This is a genomic window from Brevibacterium sp. XM4083, from assembly GCF_006489205.2.
GTDB lineage: Bacteria > Actinomycetota > Actinomycetes > Actinomycetales > Brevibacteriaceae > Brevibacterium.
This window is the reverse complement of record NZ_VFYR02000004.1, coordinates 181,519-197,237: the sequence shown is the minus strand read 5'-3', so window position 1 is coordinate 197,237 and position 15,719 is coordinate 181,519. Positions and strand designations below refer to the sequence as shown.

The following is a 15,719-nucleotide window of genomic DNA, read 5'->3' as shown; positions in this document are numbered from 1 at the left end:
AGCTCTTCTCCTCGAATGTGGAGTGATGAAACATTTCGACTTTGAAAGGAAGAATTGCGCAAATGTCCAACGAGTACTTCAAGGCTATGAAGAACGTCGAGCGGTTGTCGGAGGAGAGCGCCGAACAGCTGGCAGAGATCAACCGCGTCAACAAGATCAATACTGTGGCAAACGTCGCCGCGGCGGTGAACTCGTCCCGACAGGTGGCGATGCAGGCTGAGCAGCTCGAACTCGAGCGTCAGCGGGCGGAGGCTGAGAGACACTATCAGCTGTCTATGTGGCGCCAGACGGCCGATGGTCGCGCTTACTTTCAATGGAAGGCCGACGCCGAACGGTTGCTGCACGTCTTTCAGGTCAGGCAAGAGATGTGGGTTTCCGCGTGGTCCATGGAAGTCGAAAGGGCGCGCCAGGCTGTCCCTCCGGAAGAAGTGAAACGATTCAAGTCGAGAGCTGGGCAGTTGAGGCAGATCCCTCTTCTCGTCGCCGCGCTCCTGGCACTGCTCATTGCATTCATATCGGTGTGGATATCTGTATACGCGTTCACCGAGGTGAGCTCGAACAATGGATGGGGTGAAGGCACGATTGCGGATGTCATTCTCTTCGTCATCCTGTTCACCCTGCCGACGATGTTTTTCGTCGCATTGGTGGTTTTCCTGGTTGCATATCGCCGCAGTCGTGTCCGAAGGTTCAAGGCCGACACGCGCTTCGACGACGAAAGAGCCAGGCGATATGCCCACTGGGGCTTTGACCCGCTTGCGGTGTCAGAGGACTATGTTGGCTTCACCTGGTTTGAGGACGAGCGAGTCCACGAGTATCTCGGCAGCATCCATAATCTGATTCTGGCGGAGGATACGTTGCCCGAACCGTCTCGCTTGATTGCATTGCGCCTGCCGAAGTCGAAGGAAGGCAACTCTGTCGTGGCACCCGGCCAGATCATCGATCTGATGCAGAGATTCCAGGAGGATCCGCGGGCCGCAAAGCGATCAGAGCTGCCGGCGCAGGACAGCACCAACCTTGTTTCGGATGAATGACCCCTCAGCGACGCTTCTGAAGGATTGAGCGCCGAGCCCCACAGCGACTGGAGTATCTGTGGGGCCCGAGCAGGAGAGGTCAGCCGGCGGCCTGGACGGCCTTGACGGCTTCCTCGGCCACCTTGACGGCGTCCTGCTCGTCACCGTTGGGGGACAGATTTGCGGCCGAAGCAACAGTGTTGCCAACCCTCGCGTAAACGGCGTCGTTCGACGACATCTCTTGGTCACCGAAGCTGTACGCGATTCGGACGCCCGTGGATTCATCGGCACCGGGGACAGAAGCGTCAAATGCCTCTGTCGTCATCTGCATCTCCATGCCCTGCGTATTCATGGTCACGTCGTTGCACTTCTCGGTGATTGCACTTGAGGTCGAGAGCTGTTCGGTAGCTGCTGCTTCGTCAGGGAAGCTCGAGAGGCCGATTGACATCGAGTTGTCGGACGCAATACCTGCAACGGTCGTGCCGTTCGTCGCCTGCGCGGCGTTGAGTCCGGCCATCGCGAGGTCCTTGCACTCGGCGGGCTCGAACTGGGCCTGTTCGAGGGCCTTCGCGGCTTCTCCGCTCGAGATCGCGCTGGTGTCGACCGTCTTGAACGTCTTGCCGTCGAACTGGGTGGTGTCGATGATGTTCTTCAGAGCAGCCTCGTCGAGCTGGGTGGACTGCTGGGTCTCCTCAGCGGCCGGCTGCGAGCCGGAGCCGGAGTCGGCGGAGTCGGACGAACCGCCGCTGGTGCAGCCGGTGAGGGCGAGTCCGGCGGCGAGTGCGATGACGGGCAGTGCGCGTTTCATTGGTCGACCTTTCGAGTCAAAGTTCGGCCAGCACGGTCGGCTGGAGGGGTGGTGCCTGTGAAACCGCTGGGTGGTGCGGCTGAGTTCAATCGTAGTCGAGGCCTCAGCGCGCAGACCCGCGCGGTTGTGCCGGATCAGGCACAACCGTCGGCGGGTCGGACACATCTGCGATCCGGTCCTGGGGGCCGGCCGAGTCAGGGTGGGCGGTGTCTGCGCTGGTCACCTCCGGCTCCGGTTCCTGCGCCGAGGCGATCCGGACCGTCGTGATCTCCTCCTGTCCGTGGGTGGCGAAGTGCTGAGTGCGCTTGCCGGGGATGATCGGGTCGTGCATCGCCGCGGCGAGGCGACCGGTGAACGTCAGCCGTCCCTTCTTGTCCGCCCGCTGCGGATACTCGTTGATCCCGGTCGGGCCGGTGACCGTGATGTCGTATTTGCGTCCCGGTTGGAAGAGGTCGGGGGTGCGCACACGGAAGCTGCCGGTCCCGGTGAGGGAGAAGCCGGCGGCCGACACCGAGCCGAAGCGCACGATCTGTGCGCGGCGTCGAGAGATCTCGACCCGCCAGCCGTGGATGTCGAAGAGGGCATGGCCGGTGAGGTAGGAGAACTCGCCGCCGTCGGCGACGCGCGAGCTCTCGGTCCCACGGCGGCGGGAGGTCTGCGAGCTCTCGTAGTTCCGGTGCCGGTCGAGTGTTGTCAGCCATGCTCCGAGTTCGCGCTGCCAGCTCGTCCAGTTGTGCAGGCCGGTGCTGCGGGGGAACCACGAATGCCGGATGCCCAGAGCGTTGAGGCGGGCGGAGAAGCGCTCGCCCTGCTGGTTGACGAGCGTCTCGAGGAGGTCCCGGTCCTTCGTCTCCTCGAGACTGCCCGATCCGGCGCTGAACCACAGGTCGATGTCGCGGAGGTTCTCGGCCAGTCCGTAGGGCGAGTTCGCGATCCATTCGCTGCGGTCGGCGTCGCGATCGCCGAAGACCGACATCGACCGGGCGCCCTCGCGCATCGCGATGATGTCGAAGGCCGGCACCGCGGTGAGCGGGTCGAGCGGGGAGGAGAACGCCGCGGCCGCACCGTAGCGATCGGGGTGCCAGGCGGCGTACTTCATCGCCCCGTAGCCGCCCATCGACAGGCCGGCGAGCAGCTGGGACTCCCGGTCGGTGTCGATCGAATAGGTCTTGGCGAGGAACTCGGGGATCTCGGTGGTGTGGAACGTCGGCCAGTCGTGGACTTCGCTGCCGACGGCGACCCGCGAATAGGTGCCGGCGCCGCCGTCGGGCATGACGACGAGGTACGGGGTGTCGGCGGTGAGCTCCTCTGCGGCACCGAAGTCCGTCCATGAGCGGAAGTCGTCGCCGCCGCCGTGGAAGAGGTGGATGACGGGGCTGACCTCGGCGGGGATGCCGGGCAGGAGGACGCGGACTCCGACAGTGCGGCCGAGGGCGGGGGAGTAGAGGAAGAATTCGCGCAGCCTCGGTGAGAGTTTGCGCTTGTCGCGGATGTGCCATCGGCGGGCGTCCTTGCCCCGGGGTTCGGGGCCGAGGAAGGCACTGTTCTGGTCGCGGATGGGGAAGCGGCCGCGGTACGAGCGGGCGGCCGTGAGCGATCGGACGGCGCGTGCTCCAACCGCTAAGAGGATCGATCGGCGCATGGAGCGAGCCTAGAGGGTCAACGTGAACCGCAGGTGGGTAAGTGGTTGAATATCGGGTGATGTCGAATTCGAGCGCAATGGCGCAGCAGATCGCCCGCAGTCTGGTCGCAGCCGGAGTCAGGGAGGTCGTCCTCGCTCCCGGGTCCCGGTCGGCACCGCTCGTCTATGCGCTCGCCCCTCTCGCCGAGGCGGGGGTGATCCGCACGCACGTCCGCCTCGATGAGCGCGACGCGGGGTTCCTCGCGCTCGGTCTTGCGCGGGGTCTGCGGGTGAGGGGTGCGCAGACCGGCGGAGTCGGTTCTGCCGTCGCGGTCGTGACGACGTCGGGGTCGGCGGTGGCCAACCTTCATCCCGCTGTCCTCGAGGCCGCGTACGGGCACCTGCCGCTCATCGCCCTGACTGCCGACCGTCCCGCCCGGCTCCGGGCGACCGGCGCCAACCAGACCATCGATGACCAGTCGCAGGTGCTCAGCGACGTCCGCGACCGTATTGACGTCCCCGCCGGCGAGGACGCGGACATCGTCGACCGGGTGGTGACCGGGGCGGTGCGCACTGCGATGGGTCCGGTCGGCGGGATCGGCACCGAGGCGGCCGGACCCGTCCAGGTCAACGTCCAGTTCGACACCCCGCTGGTCCCGACGCCCGACGAACTGCGGGCGTGGACCGATGAGATCGCGGGGTGGGAAGGGGCAGGATGGGCTGAGACGGGCTGGGATGAGTCCAGGCCGAATGCGGGTGGTGCCGCTTCCACCGAGGCTGTAGCGGCCGGGACTGATGTGACCGGGACAGACGCTGCCGGGGCTGATGCGACCGGTGCTGATGTGGCTGGGACGACGGCAGCCGCGCGAACTGAGTCACCCTCAGTCGAGGTGACTGTCACCGAGGGAACTGTCATCGTCGCCGGAGACGCAGGCGGGCACCCCGCCGACTCGCTGCGAGCACTCGCCGCCGATCATCATCTGCCGGTGCTCGCCGAACCCTCGAGCCCGCTGGCGCAGCCCACGGCGGGTGTTGCGACCTTCGTTCCCGCTCATGCCCGGGTGCTCAGCGAACGGACGGACCTGAGAGAGGCGATCCGGACGGTCGTCGTCCACGGCAAACCGACCCTGACGAGGCCCGTGGCCGCATTGCTCGCCGACGCCTCCGTGTCGGTGCAGCGCCTCCCCGATGACATCGATGCGATGGTGCTGACCGTGTCTGACGACAACAGAGTCGACAACACGGGGGCCGACAACAGAGGAGCCGACGACAAGCGAGCGGACGAGGCGGCCTGGCTGCGCTCCTGGGTCGAGGCGGGAGAGTCCTTCGTCACCTCCGCTGCGGATGCCCCGCCGACCCCGCAGGCGAACCCCCAGCCGACCGCCCGCGCGATCACCGAGCATCTCGCCGTACAGGACATCACCCTTTTCGTCGCGAGTTCGAACTCGGTGCGCTACCTCAGCGGTGCCACCGATTTCCGCGCCCGCATCCACGCATCGCGGGGCTTGGCGGGCATCGACGGGCTCGTGTCCACGGCCACCGGGCTCTCCCTCGGACTCGATGAGCAGGTCGTCCTCCTCATCGGCGATATCGCGCTGCTCCACGACGTCGGCGGTCTGCTCACCCCGGCGCATGAGCAGACCGGCGACGTCGTCATCGTCGTGCTCAACGACGACGGCGGTGCGATCTTCTCAGGACTCGAGCACTCGCAGGACCACGTCATCGACCACCTCGAACGCTATTTCACCGTGCCCCATGGCAGACGCTTCGCCGACCTCGCCGCAGCGTACGGGTGGGAGCATGCGCAGGTGTCCACGCTCGAGGACTTCTCCGCCGTCTTCGCCGACACCCAGGCCGGCTCGCCGTCTGCGGGCGGACATGGTGCCGGCCGGAGGATCATCGAAGTCGATCTCACCTCACCGCCGACCGATCACGACGCCTGACGCGCACTCCTCACCCCGTGTCCCGCAAGATCAACTCGCGATAGACCGACTCGACGGTGCTCGGCGACTCGACGGTGCTGACCGACTCGACGGTGCTCGGCGACTCGACAGTGCGCGGCGGCTGGGCGTCGTCGCCGTCCGGCCTGATGGGAACAACTTCGACGGTCGGGACCTCACCTCCCGGCCGCCTCGGTGGGCCGTTTCGATTGCTCGGCGTGCTCCGGCCTCGGGCGCGCAACTTCGTCACGAGAGGCGGAGTGTCCGCCCGATAGCGCTCCCCGGTCGGGGTGGTGACGGTGAGCGTGCCCGGAGTGGCCTCGTGCTTCCAGCCGGCCTTCTCCTTCGCGTAATTGCAGGCCGCACACAGTCCGGATGCGTTCTCCCACTCCGTGGGGCCGCCGTCGGCCACCGACTGCGCATGGTCGACGTGCTTGATCGGAGCGTCGCATCCCGGGGACCGGCACACGTCGTCGCGGAAGATCACCATCTTCCGCAGCTGACCGGTGAACTTCCGCGACTTCGAGTCCATGCCGACCAGCTGCCCGGTCGTCGGGGATGTGAAGACTCGCCGGAGGAAAGTCTGCGCGTCGGACGCCGCGAGGAACTCCCGCGCCGTCTTCGCCGGCAGGGGACCATAGCCCGGCAGCCAGGCGGGCACCCGCCCGTCGGAGAAGAGGCTTTCGGCCTCCATGACCACGGCGACCTCGACCGGCACGTCGCCGGCTGCGCCCTGCCCGGTCAGCCGTTCGACGAACAGGTCGGCCATGAGCTGCTTCTCATCGCGCCCCTCGGCCTCGCCATCTGCGATTCGACTCAGGGCGGACTGGCGGAGGTGGTCGACGACGGCGATGCCTTCGATCATGGGCAGCACGGCACTGACGCGGGCCATGCCGTCCTCGAGGTCGGCGAAGGACACGTGCCGGTCCGCCACGGCGACGTTGGAGCTCTCCCATTCGTAGGCGGGATCGTCGTCGACGCGGGCCTCATACGCGAGTGCCCGCACCTCACGGCTCAGGCGTCTGTTTCCGGTGTGGGTGAGGCGGTCCTTGAGCTCGTCATCGATGCGGACCCGCTGCTCGTGGGTGAGTCCGGCGGTGCGCTCGGCGACGGTACGGGCACGACTCTGCGGAATGTCCCCGCGGGCCAGGGCGGCGAAGGTGTGCGGGAGATCGTCGACGAGAGCATGGGCGGTCGAGAGGAATCTCCGTCCGGAGGCCGGTGCCGTGTTATTCGCATAGGCGACTTCGTGCCCGGCATACGTGCCGCGTTTGCTGGCCGGCACCTCATTCACGGTGTCCTCGGCTCCCCGATGGGCGTGCAGCGCGACGGCCTCGCTGGCTTGGACGGCGGCGATCGTCGCGGTGAGACGCTCGAGAAGACGGATGCGGTCCTGAGCCTCGCAGGCATTGGCCGAGGAGGCCAGATCGAGGAGCATCGAAGTGAAATCACGGACGACACCGGCGAACTTCGGCGCGGCGAAGGAGAGGTCGGATTCACCGTCCCCCGGAACAGCTGTGTCATCCTTCGCGTCCATACGACAACGCTACTGACCGGTCCTGACACGACATCAGAACCGACACGAGATCAGAACCGACCCCCTACTCCAACCCGAGCGCCCTCCGCATCGGGGCGAACTTCGCCTCCGTCTCGGCCACCTCGGTGGCGGGATCGGAATCGGGCATGATCCCGGCCCCGGCGAAGAGACGGATCCGGTTGCGGTCCTCGAGCTGTCCGCAGCGCAGCGCGATGCCGAACTGCCCGTTGCCGCGATCGTCCATCCAGCCCACCGGACCGGAGTAGCGGCCGCGGTCGAGCGGTTCGAGTTCGTCGACGCGCGCGACGGCGCTGGCCTGCGGGTATCCGCCGACGGCGGCGGTCGGGTGGACGGCGGCGGCGACGTCGAGGGCGTTGAGCCCGGAGTCCGCCGGCAGCTGCCCGGTGGCATCGGAGGCGGAGTGGATGACGTTGGCCAGGGGCAGCAGGTGGGGACGCTCGTCGACGGAGACCTCGTCGGCGACGGATCCCAGGCTGCGCTGCAGGGAGGCGATCGCGAAGGCGTGCTCGGTGCTGTCCTTGTGCGCGCTGAGCACCTGGCGGGCCGCGGCCATCTCCGTCGTCGGGTCGTTCTCGACCCGGTACGTGCCGGCGAGCACCCGGGAGGTCACGCGGCCGTGGTCGACGCCGATGAGCAGCTCCGGGGTCGCGCCGATGAGTCCGGCGACGTCGAACGTCCAGCAGCTCGGGTAGCTGCGGTTGAGCGCACCGAGCACGGAGCGCACATCGATCTCCTCGTCGGTGGTGACGACCTCGTCGCGGGCGAGGACGACCTTGCGCAGGGTCGGGTCATCGGAGTCGGCATCGACTTCGGCGGCCCCGTCGACGGGGGTGAGCATGGCCGAGACGGTGGCGACGAGACGTGCCCACGTGTCCTCGTCGAGGTGGCCGGGGGAGGCCTGCGCCGAGGTGACCGGTCGCAGCGGCTGTTCGCGCAGGACCGGGGGTGTCGGGGTCGCGTCCTCGGTCGCGATCGTCGTCATCCACACGCGACCGCCTCGGCGCCCGATGACGAATTCGGGGATGTGGATGAGGGAGTCGACGGCGGAGTCCTGCGAGTACGTCACCGTCGCGAAGCACATCAGCCCCGACCCGAGGAGGTCGACCTCGTCCTCGATCACCGCGGCCGCGGTGATCGTCTTCCACGCGTCCGAGAGCTGCCGGAACCGGTCGCGCCCGCGCGCCCGGATGCGCAGGGTTCGACCGAAGCCGATGAGTCCGGAGGTGTCCCTGACCCAGCAGGAGAACGCCGAGGTGGGCAGCAGTGCCAGCGTCTGCTCGACGGTCGTGGGCAGGTCGGATCCGAAGGGGAAGCCGGGGCCGGGGTCGACGTCGTCGACGAAGCGGGAGCGGACCTGCAGACGCGGGGTCGCGGTGGCGATGTCGGAGGCGGAGAGCGTCGTAGTCATGGCATGGCCACTGTATCCGAGCCCGCTCGCCGATCGCGGCACAGGGTCGGGCCCGGGTGCGCGGCTCGGCGCCGGGTGTGTGCAGGTGCACAGCGACTGATTCGCCCGCGGGCACCTCGTGTTGAGAGAATGAGGCCATGAACCGTGCCCAGCTGGACAAGCAGCCCGCTGACGTCGCCTCGATGTTCGACGACGTCGCCTCCCGTTACGACATCACCAACGACGTCCTCTCGCTCGGGCAGGCACGTGCGTGGCGGCGCAGCGTCTCCTACGCCGTGGCCGCAGGGCCGGGGGAGCGGGTCCTCGATCTCGCCGCCGGCACCGGCACCTCGTCGATGTCATTCACCCATCACGGCGCCGAGGTGGTCGCCGGTGACATCTCCGAGGGCATGCTCGCCGAGGGCCGCCGCCGGCACCCGAAGATCGACTTCGTCTATGCCGATGCCCTCGATCTGCCGTTCGAGGACGAGAGCTTCGACGTCGTGACGATCTCCTTCGGCATCCGCAACGTCCATGACGTCGATCGGGCGCTGGCCGAGATGCTGCGCGTGCTCCGGCCAGGCGGCCGGCTCATCGTCTGCGAATTCTCCACTCCGACGTTCTCGCCGTTCGCCCGCGTCTACAAGGAGTACCTCATGCGGGCGCTGCCGCCCGTGGCCACCGCGGTGTCGTCGAACCCTGAGGCGTACGTCTACCTCGCCGAGTCGATCCGCGCGTGGCCCGACCAGGACGAGTTCGCCATTCAGATCTTACGAGCCGGATTCGACCAGGTGAAGTACCGCAACCTCTCCGGCGGCATCGTCGCCGTCCACCACGCGCTCAAGCCGTGAACGAGTTCGACGCCGACGTCATCGTCGTCGGGGCGGGACCTGCGGGGTCGGCCCTCGGCACGTATCTCGCCCAGGCCGGGCACGATGTCGTCATCCTCGAGAAGTCGGGGTTCCCGCGGGACAAGATCTGCGGTGACGCGCTCACCCCGCGGGCGGTCAAGGAGGTCGGCTTCCTCGGCCTCGAGACTCCGGAGGACGAGGGCTGGCACCGCAACCGGGGGCTGCGCCTCATCGGCGGAGGTCACCGGCTCGAGATCGCCTGGCCCGATATCGACGGGACTCCTAACTACGGGCTGACCCGCCCGCGGATGAGCATGGACGAGGCCTTCGCCCGGCATGCCCAGCGCTCGGGGGCCCGCCTGTTCGAGCAGGTCAAGGCCCTGAGCCCGGACATCGGCGAGGACGGATGGATCCGCGGGGTCCATGCCGCCGGAACCGATCATCGCGGTCGGCGGGTCGGACCCGACGCCCATTTCCGGGCGCCGATCGTCGTCGCCGCCGACGGCGTCTCCTCCCGCCTGGCCGTGGCGATGGGCCTGGAGAAGCGCGACGACCGGCCGATGGGAGTGGCGGTGCGCGCCTATCATTCCTCGCCCCGGCACGCCGATGACTTCATCGAGAGCTGGGTCGAGATGCGGTCGACGAACGCCGAGGGCCAGTCCGAGGTGCTGCCCGGCTATGGGTGGCTCTTCCCGATGGGCGACGGCACGATCAACATCGGCGCCGGTCTCCTCGACACCTCACCGCGGTTCGGCTCCGTCGACCTGCGGGCGGTGATCGGGCGGTGGATCGCCGACATGGGCGGCGAATGGGGGATCGACGAGACGACGGCGCTCGGGCCGATCAAGTCCGCGGCCCTGCCGATGGCGTTCAACCGCACCCCGCACTTCCATAAGGGTCTCCTCCTCATCGGCGACGCCGGGGGGATGGTCAATCCGTTCAACGGGGAGGGCATCGACTACGCCCTCGAATCCGCCCGCACCGCCGCCGAGGTGATCTCGACCTATGCCCGCTACCCGGAGCGGATCATGCGCAGCAAGCTCACCGAGTACCCGGCGCTCATCGGGGATTCCCTGGGCGGTTACTTCACGTTGGGCAGGGTATTCGCTGCGATCATCGGCCATCCGGCACTGATGCACTTCGGAATCAAGTACGGTATGGGTGTTGACGTTGTGATGGAGTTCGTCGTCAGACTGCTGGCGAACCTCTACCGCGACCCCACGATGACCGAGGCCGATCTCATCGACCGGGTGATTGCCACTCTCACCCGGATCGTCCCGGCCACGAGCAACGCGTGAGCCCTGCAAGGTACCCTGCGATAACTATGACGAATGACGAGGACATGAGCCACCTAGCCTCTCCGGTGACTTTCATCGGTGCCGATGCCCAGCTCGCGGCCGACATCGCCGCACAGCTCGACATCGTCGAGCGGCGTCTCTACGCGGTCACCGACCAGACGCGGAAGCTTCCCGACACCGCGTCGAAGCATCTGCTCGCCGCCGGCGGCAAACGTGCCCGCCCGAACCTCGTCCTCCTCACCGCCCGCCTCGGGCAGCCGCAGTGCGACGAGGTCATCGAGGCCGCCGTGGCCGTCGAGCTCATCCACCTCGCCTCCCTCTACCACGACGATGTCATGGACGACGCTCCCGTGCGCCGGGGTGCGCCGGCCGCCCACGAGGTGTGGGGCAATTCCGTGGCGATCCTCACCGGCGACCTCCTCTTCTCGAAGGCCTCGCTCGTCACGGCGGGTCTCGGACCGGAGGCCGTGAAGATCGAGTCGGAGACCTTCGAGCGCCTTGTCCTCGGGCAGCTCGCCGAGTTCGCCGGTCCCACCGAGGACGAGGATCCGATCGCGCACTACATCGACGTCCTCGCGGACAAGACGGGGTCGCTCATCGCCGCCTCGGCGCAGTTCGGCGTGATGTTCTCCGGTGCCGATCCGGCGCTGGTCGAACCGGTGCGGATCTTCGGGGAGAAGGTCGGCATCGCCTTCCAGCTCGCCGATGACATCATCGACCTCACGACGACCGGTTCCCAGTCGGGGAAGACGCCGGGCACCGACCTGCGCGAACGTGTCCCCACCCTGCCCGTGCTCTACGTGCGTGCCGCAGCGGAGAAGGGCGACGCCGAGGCGGTGCGCATCGTCGGTCTCCTCGACGCCGATCTCAGCTCGGATGAGGCGCTCGAGACCGCCCGTGCCGCGCTCGCCGCCCATCCGGTGACGGATGAGGCCCGCGCCGAGGCGGTGCGCTGGTCGCAGGCGGCCAAGGAGGCGCTGGCCCCGCTGCCGGAGGGCATCGTCAAGGACTCCCTCTTCGAGTTCGCCGACTCCGTGGTCTCCCGCTCGCGCTGATCACCCCGTCGTCGGGGGCCGGCGGCTCTGCCGGATCATGTCCGTGCACAGGAGGATGACGGCGATCCAGATGATGAGGAAGCCGATCCACCGGGTCACCGACATCGACTCGCCGAGGATGGTGATGCCGATGATGAACTGCAGCGTCGGTGCGATGTACTGGAGCATGCCGATCCACGACAGGGGGATCCGTCTGGCGGCGGCACCGAAGAGGATGAGCGGAATCGCCGTCGCCGGTCCCGTCGCGAGGACGATGACGACGTGGAGGGCGCCGAAGCCGGTGAACGTCTGCGTGCCGGCCGCGGCGAGGAAGCCGAGGTAGGCGAGGCTGGGAATGGCGAGGATCGCCGTCTCGACCGTCATCCCCTCGAGCGCGCCGATCCTGCCTCCCACCTTGTTCTTCACGAGCCCGTAGAACCCGAACGACAGGGCCACGGAGAACGCCAGGTAGGGCACGCGGCCGAGCCCGAGGCCGACGATGATGACGGCGACGAGCCCGAAACCGACGGCCGCCCACTGCAGGTGCCGCAGCCGTTCCCCGAGGAAGACGACGCCGAGGCCGATCGAGATGAGCGGATTGAGGTAGTAGCCCAGGGAGATCTCGACGAGGTGACCGGTGTCGATGCCGTAGATGAACGTCGTCCAGTTGATCGCGATGAGCACCGCGGCCAGCGCGAGCAGCCAGAACGTCCTGCCCGAGCGCATGATCGCCCACGTCCGGGCGAAGCCGCGGGCGAAGACGAGGAGGATCGCGCAGATGATGAGCGCCCAGATCACCCGGTTGGCGACGAGTTCGAGCGCGCTCGTCGGAGCCGCGGCGGCGAAGAGCAGCGGGAGCAGACCCCAGAGCAGGTACGCCGACGAGCCGTAGATGAGTCCGAGGCGCCGGAAGGCGCTGTCGTCAGGAGCGGCAGGAGTGTTCACAACGAAAGTCTAGGGCGGAACACGTGCGAGGTTCGTCACGTGAGTGTTAGGAGAACCTATATAGGCGATAGAATCGTATCCGAATGTCTAGAGAGGTGTGAGAATGACTCGTCCGTTCCGTGTGGCCATTGTGGGTGCCGGTCCTGCCGGAATCTATGCGGCTGATCTGCTGACGAAGGCTGAGCGTGATTTCGACGTCAGCATTGATCTCTTCGAGCGTCTGCCGACGCCGTTCGGGCTGGTCCGGTACGGGGTGGCGCCGGATCACCCGCGGATCAAGGGCATCATCAACGCCCTGATCAAGGTCCTCGACAGGGGAGACATCCGGATGTTCTCCAACGTCGAGTACGGAGTCGACATCGCGCTTGACGAGCTCACCGATCGCTACGACGCCGTGATCTTCTCCACCGGTTGCTTCGTCGATGCCCCGCTCGACCTCCCCGGCGTCGACCTCCCCGGTTCCTACGGTGCGGCGGACTTCGTCAACTGGTACGACGCCCACCCCGATGTGAGCCAGGACTGGCCGCTCGAGGCCGAGCAGGTCGCGGTGATCGGCAATGGCAACGTCGCACTCGACGTCGCTCGCGTGCTGGCGAAGCAGGCCGACGACATGCATGTCACGGAGATCCCGGACCACGTGTACGAGGGTCTGAAGTCCTCGAAGGTCACGGACGTCCATGTCTTCGGGCGCAGGGGCCCGGCGCAGGCGAAGTTCACCCCGCTCGAGCTGCGTGAGCTGGGCCATGTCGCCGACGTCGATGTCATCGTCTACCCGGAGGACTTCGAGTTCGATGAGGGGTCGATGGCGGCGATCGAGTCATCGAATCAGGTCAAGCAGGTGGCGAAGACGCTGACCGATTTCACGATGCGCGAACCCACCGGGGCGAAGCGTCGGCTGCATCTGCACTTCCTTCACGCACCCGCGGAGATCCTCGGCGATGGGAAGGTCGAGGCTCTGCGCACGGAGCGTCAGGAGCTCGATGGGACGGGGAACGTCCGGGGCACGGGCGAGTTCGTCGACTGGCCGGTCCAGGCGGTCTACCGCGCCGTCGGCTATGCCGGCTCCGCACTGCCGCAGCTGCCGTTCGATCCGCGCCGCGGGGTGATCCCGAACCATGAGGGGCGCGTCGTCGACGCCGTGGATCAGAGCGAGGCGGCCGAGTCCGATGTCGTCGCCGGCGTCTACAGCACCGGGTGGATCAAGCGGGGCCCGGTCGGCCTGATCGGGCACACGAAGGGCGATGCCCTCGAGACGATCTCCCACATCCTCGCCGACCGCGCCGCCGGCGTGCTCGCCGAGCCGGTCGCTCCCGCCGAGGACTCGATCGTCGAACTGCTGCAGGCCAAGGGCGTCGAGTTCGTCGACTGGCAGGGCTACCACCGGCTCGATGCCGCCGAACGGGCCGCCGGAGCCGTCGAGGGCCGTGAACGGGTGAAGATCGCCACCCGCGAGGGCATGCTGGCCGCCGCCCGCGACCACGCTGCAACCGCCTCGGCGCCCGTCTCCGGTCACTGAGCCGACCCCGCGTGAACGCCGATTCCGACCTCCGACGACACGTCGATGCCGCCTACGCTGAGCGGCTCGACGTGTGGGAGGCGACGGCGACGCGGATCAAGGTCTGGCTCAAGGAGCAGCAGCGGGGCCTGCTCAAGGACAAGGACATCTCGCGACTCGACGTCGACGGTCACCGGATCAAGGATCCGGCGCGCACCCTCGCCAAGCTCGCAGAGAAGGTCGCTGCCGAACCGGACGTCACGGTCACCTCGGCGATCGATGTCGAAGACCAGATCAGGGACATCGTCGGGGTCAAGGTCCTCTGCAAGTCCCCGCGGGACCAGAAGATGATGTTCACCTCCCTCTGCGACCCCGCGCAGCTGGGAGCGTTCGAACTCATCGAAGAGAAGAACTACGTCGATCACCCGAAGGCCAGCGGCTACCGCGCGTGCCACGTCACCCTGCGCATCCCCTCCGACCACGGGGAACCGGTGTACGCGGAGGTCCAGGTGAAGACGCGGCTGCAGGATGCGTGGGGCGAGCTCACGCACGAGGACATGTACAAGCCGGGCGCGGCGATGAAGCCGAGCGAACTCCACGGCGAGTTCGCCCGCGCGATGGCGAACATGCTCGCAACCGTCGACGAGATGGCCGGCACCCTGGCCGTCGAGCTCTCGGCGCTGACGAATCCGGAGCCCGAGGCCGGTGTGCTCGCCGGCGCCGAGGAACGCCGTGCCGTCGACGTTCGGGTCCGGGCGACCGGCCCGAAGTACGCGCTCGCCGTGGACTCCGACGGCCGTCAGGGCCTCATCCCCGCGTTCGCGGTGCGCGAGCTCAGCGGGGAGAAGGGCACGATCAAGGTCAGCGACTTCGTCCGCGTCGACGATCGCCTTCATGTCAGCGTCGAAGAGGACTCGAAGGGCCTCTACTACATCCCCACCGAGCTGCCGCGCGGAGCGTAGCTCACCGCAGGGTGTCGACGAGGGCCGCGAGACCGCTGGGATCCTCGAGATGCGCCATGTGCCCCTGGCCGGGCACGGTGTGGGTGCGTGCCCGCGGGGTGAGGCTGAGGACGTCGGCGACGCTCGTCCCATAGGGGGCGGCGCCGAGGTCGTCCTCCCCGATGAGGACATCGATGCGGTGCGCTCGGGCCCCGAACTCGGCCGGCACCGAGGCGGTGGCGATCGCGCGCAGCTCCGGGTAGAGAGGGCGTGCGAGCTCCTCGAGCATCCGCCACGCGTGTTCGTTCGCGCGCAGGCCCGCGACATGGTCGGCGTCGAATCCCGAGACGTCGACGTTGATGATCTCGACGGCCGCGTCCCAGTCCGCGGCCTCATGGGCTGCCTCGAGCGCTGGCAGTGCGTGTTCTCCGAAGGGCGCCATGACGGGTTCGTAGGCGATGACGTGGTCGAGGCGGCGGTCGTTGGCCGCGTGCAGGCCGACGAGTCCGCCGAAGCTCCACGCGAAGAGCTGCCGGGCAGCGAAGGCATCGAGGACAGCGCCCAGGTCGGCCACCTCGGTGAGAAGTGAATGACCCTCCGGCAGCTCCGATGACGGGGCCCGACCGCGCCGATTGACGACGATGACGCGCGCCCAGGTGGTGAGCGCCGCGGCGAACCGGCGCCACGCCCGCGCATCGCTCATCACCCCCGGGAGAACGACGAGCGAGTCGGCCGGATCGCCCTCGGGATCGCCGTAGACGTCGACGGTGAGATGGCCGTCGGCAAGAGGAATCGCTTTCTGAATCATCTGCTCCATAAATCAATTATGGA

Annotated in this window: 13 protein-coding genes; 7 read left to right on the top strand and 6 right to left on the bottom strand. The window is 67.5% G+C overall.

Translation table 11 applies throughout. From position 1 onward, the window contains the following. Positions 1-62: 62 nt before the first annotated feature. Positions 63-1,031, top strand: coding sequence for a hypothetical protein (locus tag FJ887_RS13360; RefSeq protein WP_137825374.1), 969 nt, complete (start codon positions 63-65; stop codon positions 1,029-1,031). A 79-nt stretch (positions 1,032-1,110) separates the two neighbouring features. Here the strand turns inward: FJ887_RS13360 and FJ887_RS13355 are convergent, their stop codons facing one another. Then, complete coding sequence (locus FJ887_RS13355; protein ID WP_137825375.1) at positions 1,111-1,818, bottom strand: hypothetical protein; 708 nt, start codon at positions 1,816-1,818, stop codon at positions 1,111-1,113. Between the two features lie 103 nt (positions 1,819-1,921). Further along, on the bottom strand, positions 1,922-3,460 hold the full coding sequence (locus tag FJ887_RS13350; RefSeq protein ID WP_137825376.1) for an alpha/beta hydrolase: 1,539 nt from the start codon (positions 3,458-3,460) through the stop codon (positions 1,922-1,924). A 59-nt stretch (positions 3,461-3,519) separates the two neighbouring features. Here FJ887_RS13350 and menD point away from each other — a divergent pair, with 59 nt between their 5' ends. Further along, entirely contained in the window at positions 3,520-5,382 is a 1,863-nt protein-coding gene (gene menD, locus FJ887_RS13345) for a 2-succinyl-5-enolpyruvyl-6-hydroxy-3-cyclohexene-1-carboxylic-acid synthase (protein ID WP_250786245.1), read from the top strand. Positions 5,383-5,392: 10 nt separating this feature from the next. Here the strand turns inward: menD and FJ887_RS13340 are convergent, their stop codons facing one another. Both FJ887_RS13340 and FJ887_RS13335 read right to left on the bottom strand, forming a co-directional pair. Next, a complete protein-coding gene (locus FJ887_RS13340) occupies positions 5,393-6,916 on the bottom strand; it encodes an HNH endonuclease (protein WP_140955513.1) in 1,524 nt (507 codons plus the stop codon). A 64-nt stretch (positions 6,917-6,980) separates the two neighbouring features. Beyond that, positions 6,981-8,345: an isochorismate synthase gene (locus FJ887_RS13335; RefSeq protein ID WP_137826846.1), complete on the bottom strand. Its 1,365-nt coding sequence runs from the start codon at positions 8,343-8,345 to the stop codon at positions 6,981-6,983. A gap of 137 nt (positions 8,346-8,482) precedes the next feature. On the opposite strand from FJ887_RS13335, the gene FJ887_RS13330 reads away from it, so the two are divergent. Genes FJ887_RS13330 through FJ887_RS13320 form a run of 3 tightly spaced genes read left to right on the top strand, consistent with a single transcriptional unit; the run spans position 8,483 to position 11,528 of the window. After that, positions 8,483-9,175, top strand: a complete 693-nt coding sequence (locus FJ887_RS13330) for a demethylmenaquinone methyltransferase (protein ID WP_137826845.1) — start codon at positions 8,483-8,485, stop codon at positions 9,173-9,175. Continuing rightward, positions 9,172-10,473, top strand: coding sequence for a geranylgeranyl reductase family protein (locus FJ887_RS13325; RefSeq protein WP_137826844.1), 1,302 nt, complete (start codon positions 9,172-9,174; stop codon positions 10,471-10,473). Before FJ887_RS13330 ends, FJ887_RS13325 begins: the two co-directional genes overlap by 4 nt. Before the next feature lie 44 nt (positions 10,474-10,517). Next, a complete protein-coding gene (locus FJ887_RS13320) occupies positions 10,518-11,528 on the top strand; it encodes a polyprenyl synthetase family protein (RefSeq protein ID WP_137826843.1) in 1,011 nt (336 codons plus the stop codon). Here FJ887_RS13320 and rarD read toward each other — a convergent pair whose 3' ends face one another. Beyond that, on the bottom strand, positions 11,529-12,452 hold the full coding sequence (gene rarD / locus FJ887_RS13315) for an EamA family transporter RarD (RefSeq protein WP_137826842.1): 924 nt from the start codon (positions 12,450-12,452) through the stop codon (positions 11,529-11,531). Between the two features lie 103 nt (positions 12,453-12,555). Between rarD and FJ887_RS13310 the strand changes: the two genes are divergently transcribed. Together FJ887_RS13310 and FJ887_RS13305 are read left to right on the top strand one after the other, a co-directional pair. Next, the gene (locus tag FJ887_RS13310) at positions 12,556-13,968 is read left to right on the top strand and encodes an FAD-dependent oxidoreductase (RefSeq protein ID WP_137826839.1); all 1,413 of its coding nucleotides are present in this window, start codon (positions 12,556-12,558) and stop codon (positions 13,966-13,968) included. Between the two features lie 11 nt (positions 13,969-13,979). After that, positions 13,980-14,909, top strand: coding sequence for a GTP pyrophosphokinase (locus FJ887_RS13305; protein WP_137826838.1), 930 nt, complete (start codon positions 13,980-13,982; stop codon positions 14,907-14,909). Between the two features lies 1 nt (position 14,910). On the opposite strand, the gene FJ887_RS13300 is transcribed toward FJ887_RS13305, so the two are convergent. After that, on the bottom strand, positions 14,911-15,696 hold the full coding sequence (locus FJ887_RS13300; protein WP_250786244.1) for an alpha/beta fold hydrolase: 786 nt from the start codon (positions 15,694-15,696) through the stop codon (positions 14,911-14,913). Between the last annotated feature and the right edge of the window lie 23 nt (positions 15,697-15,719).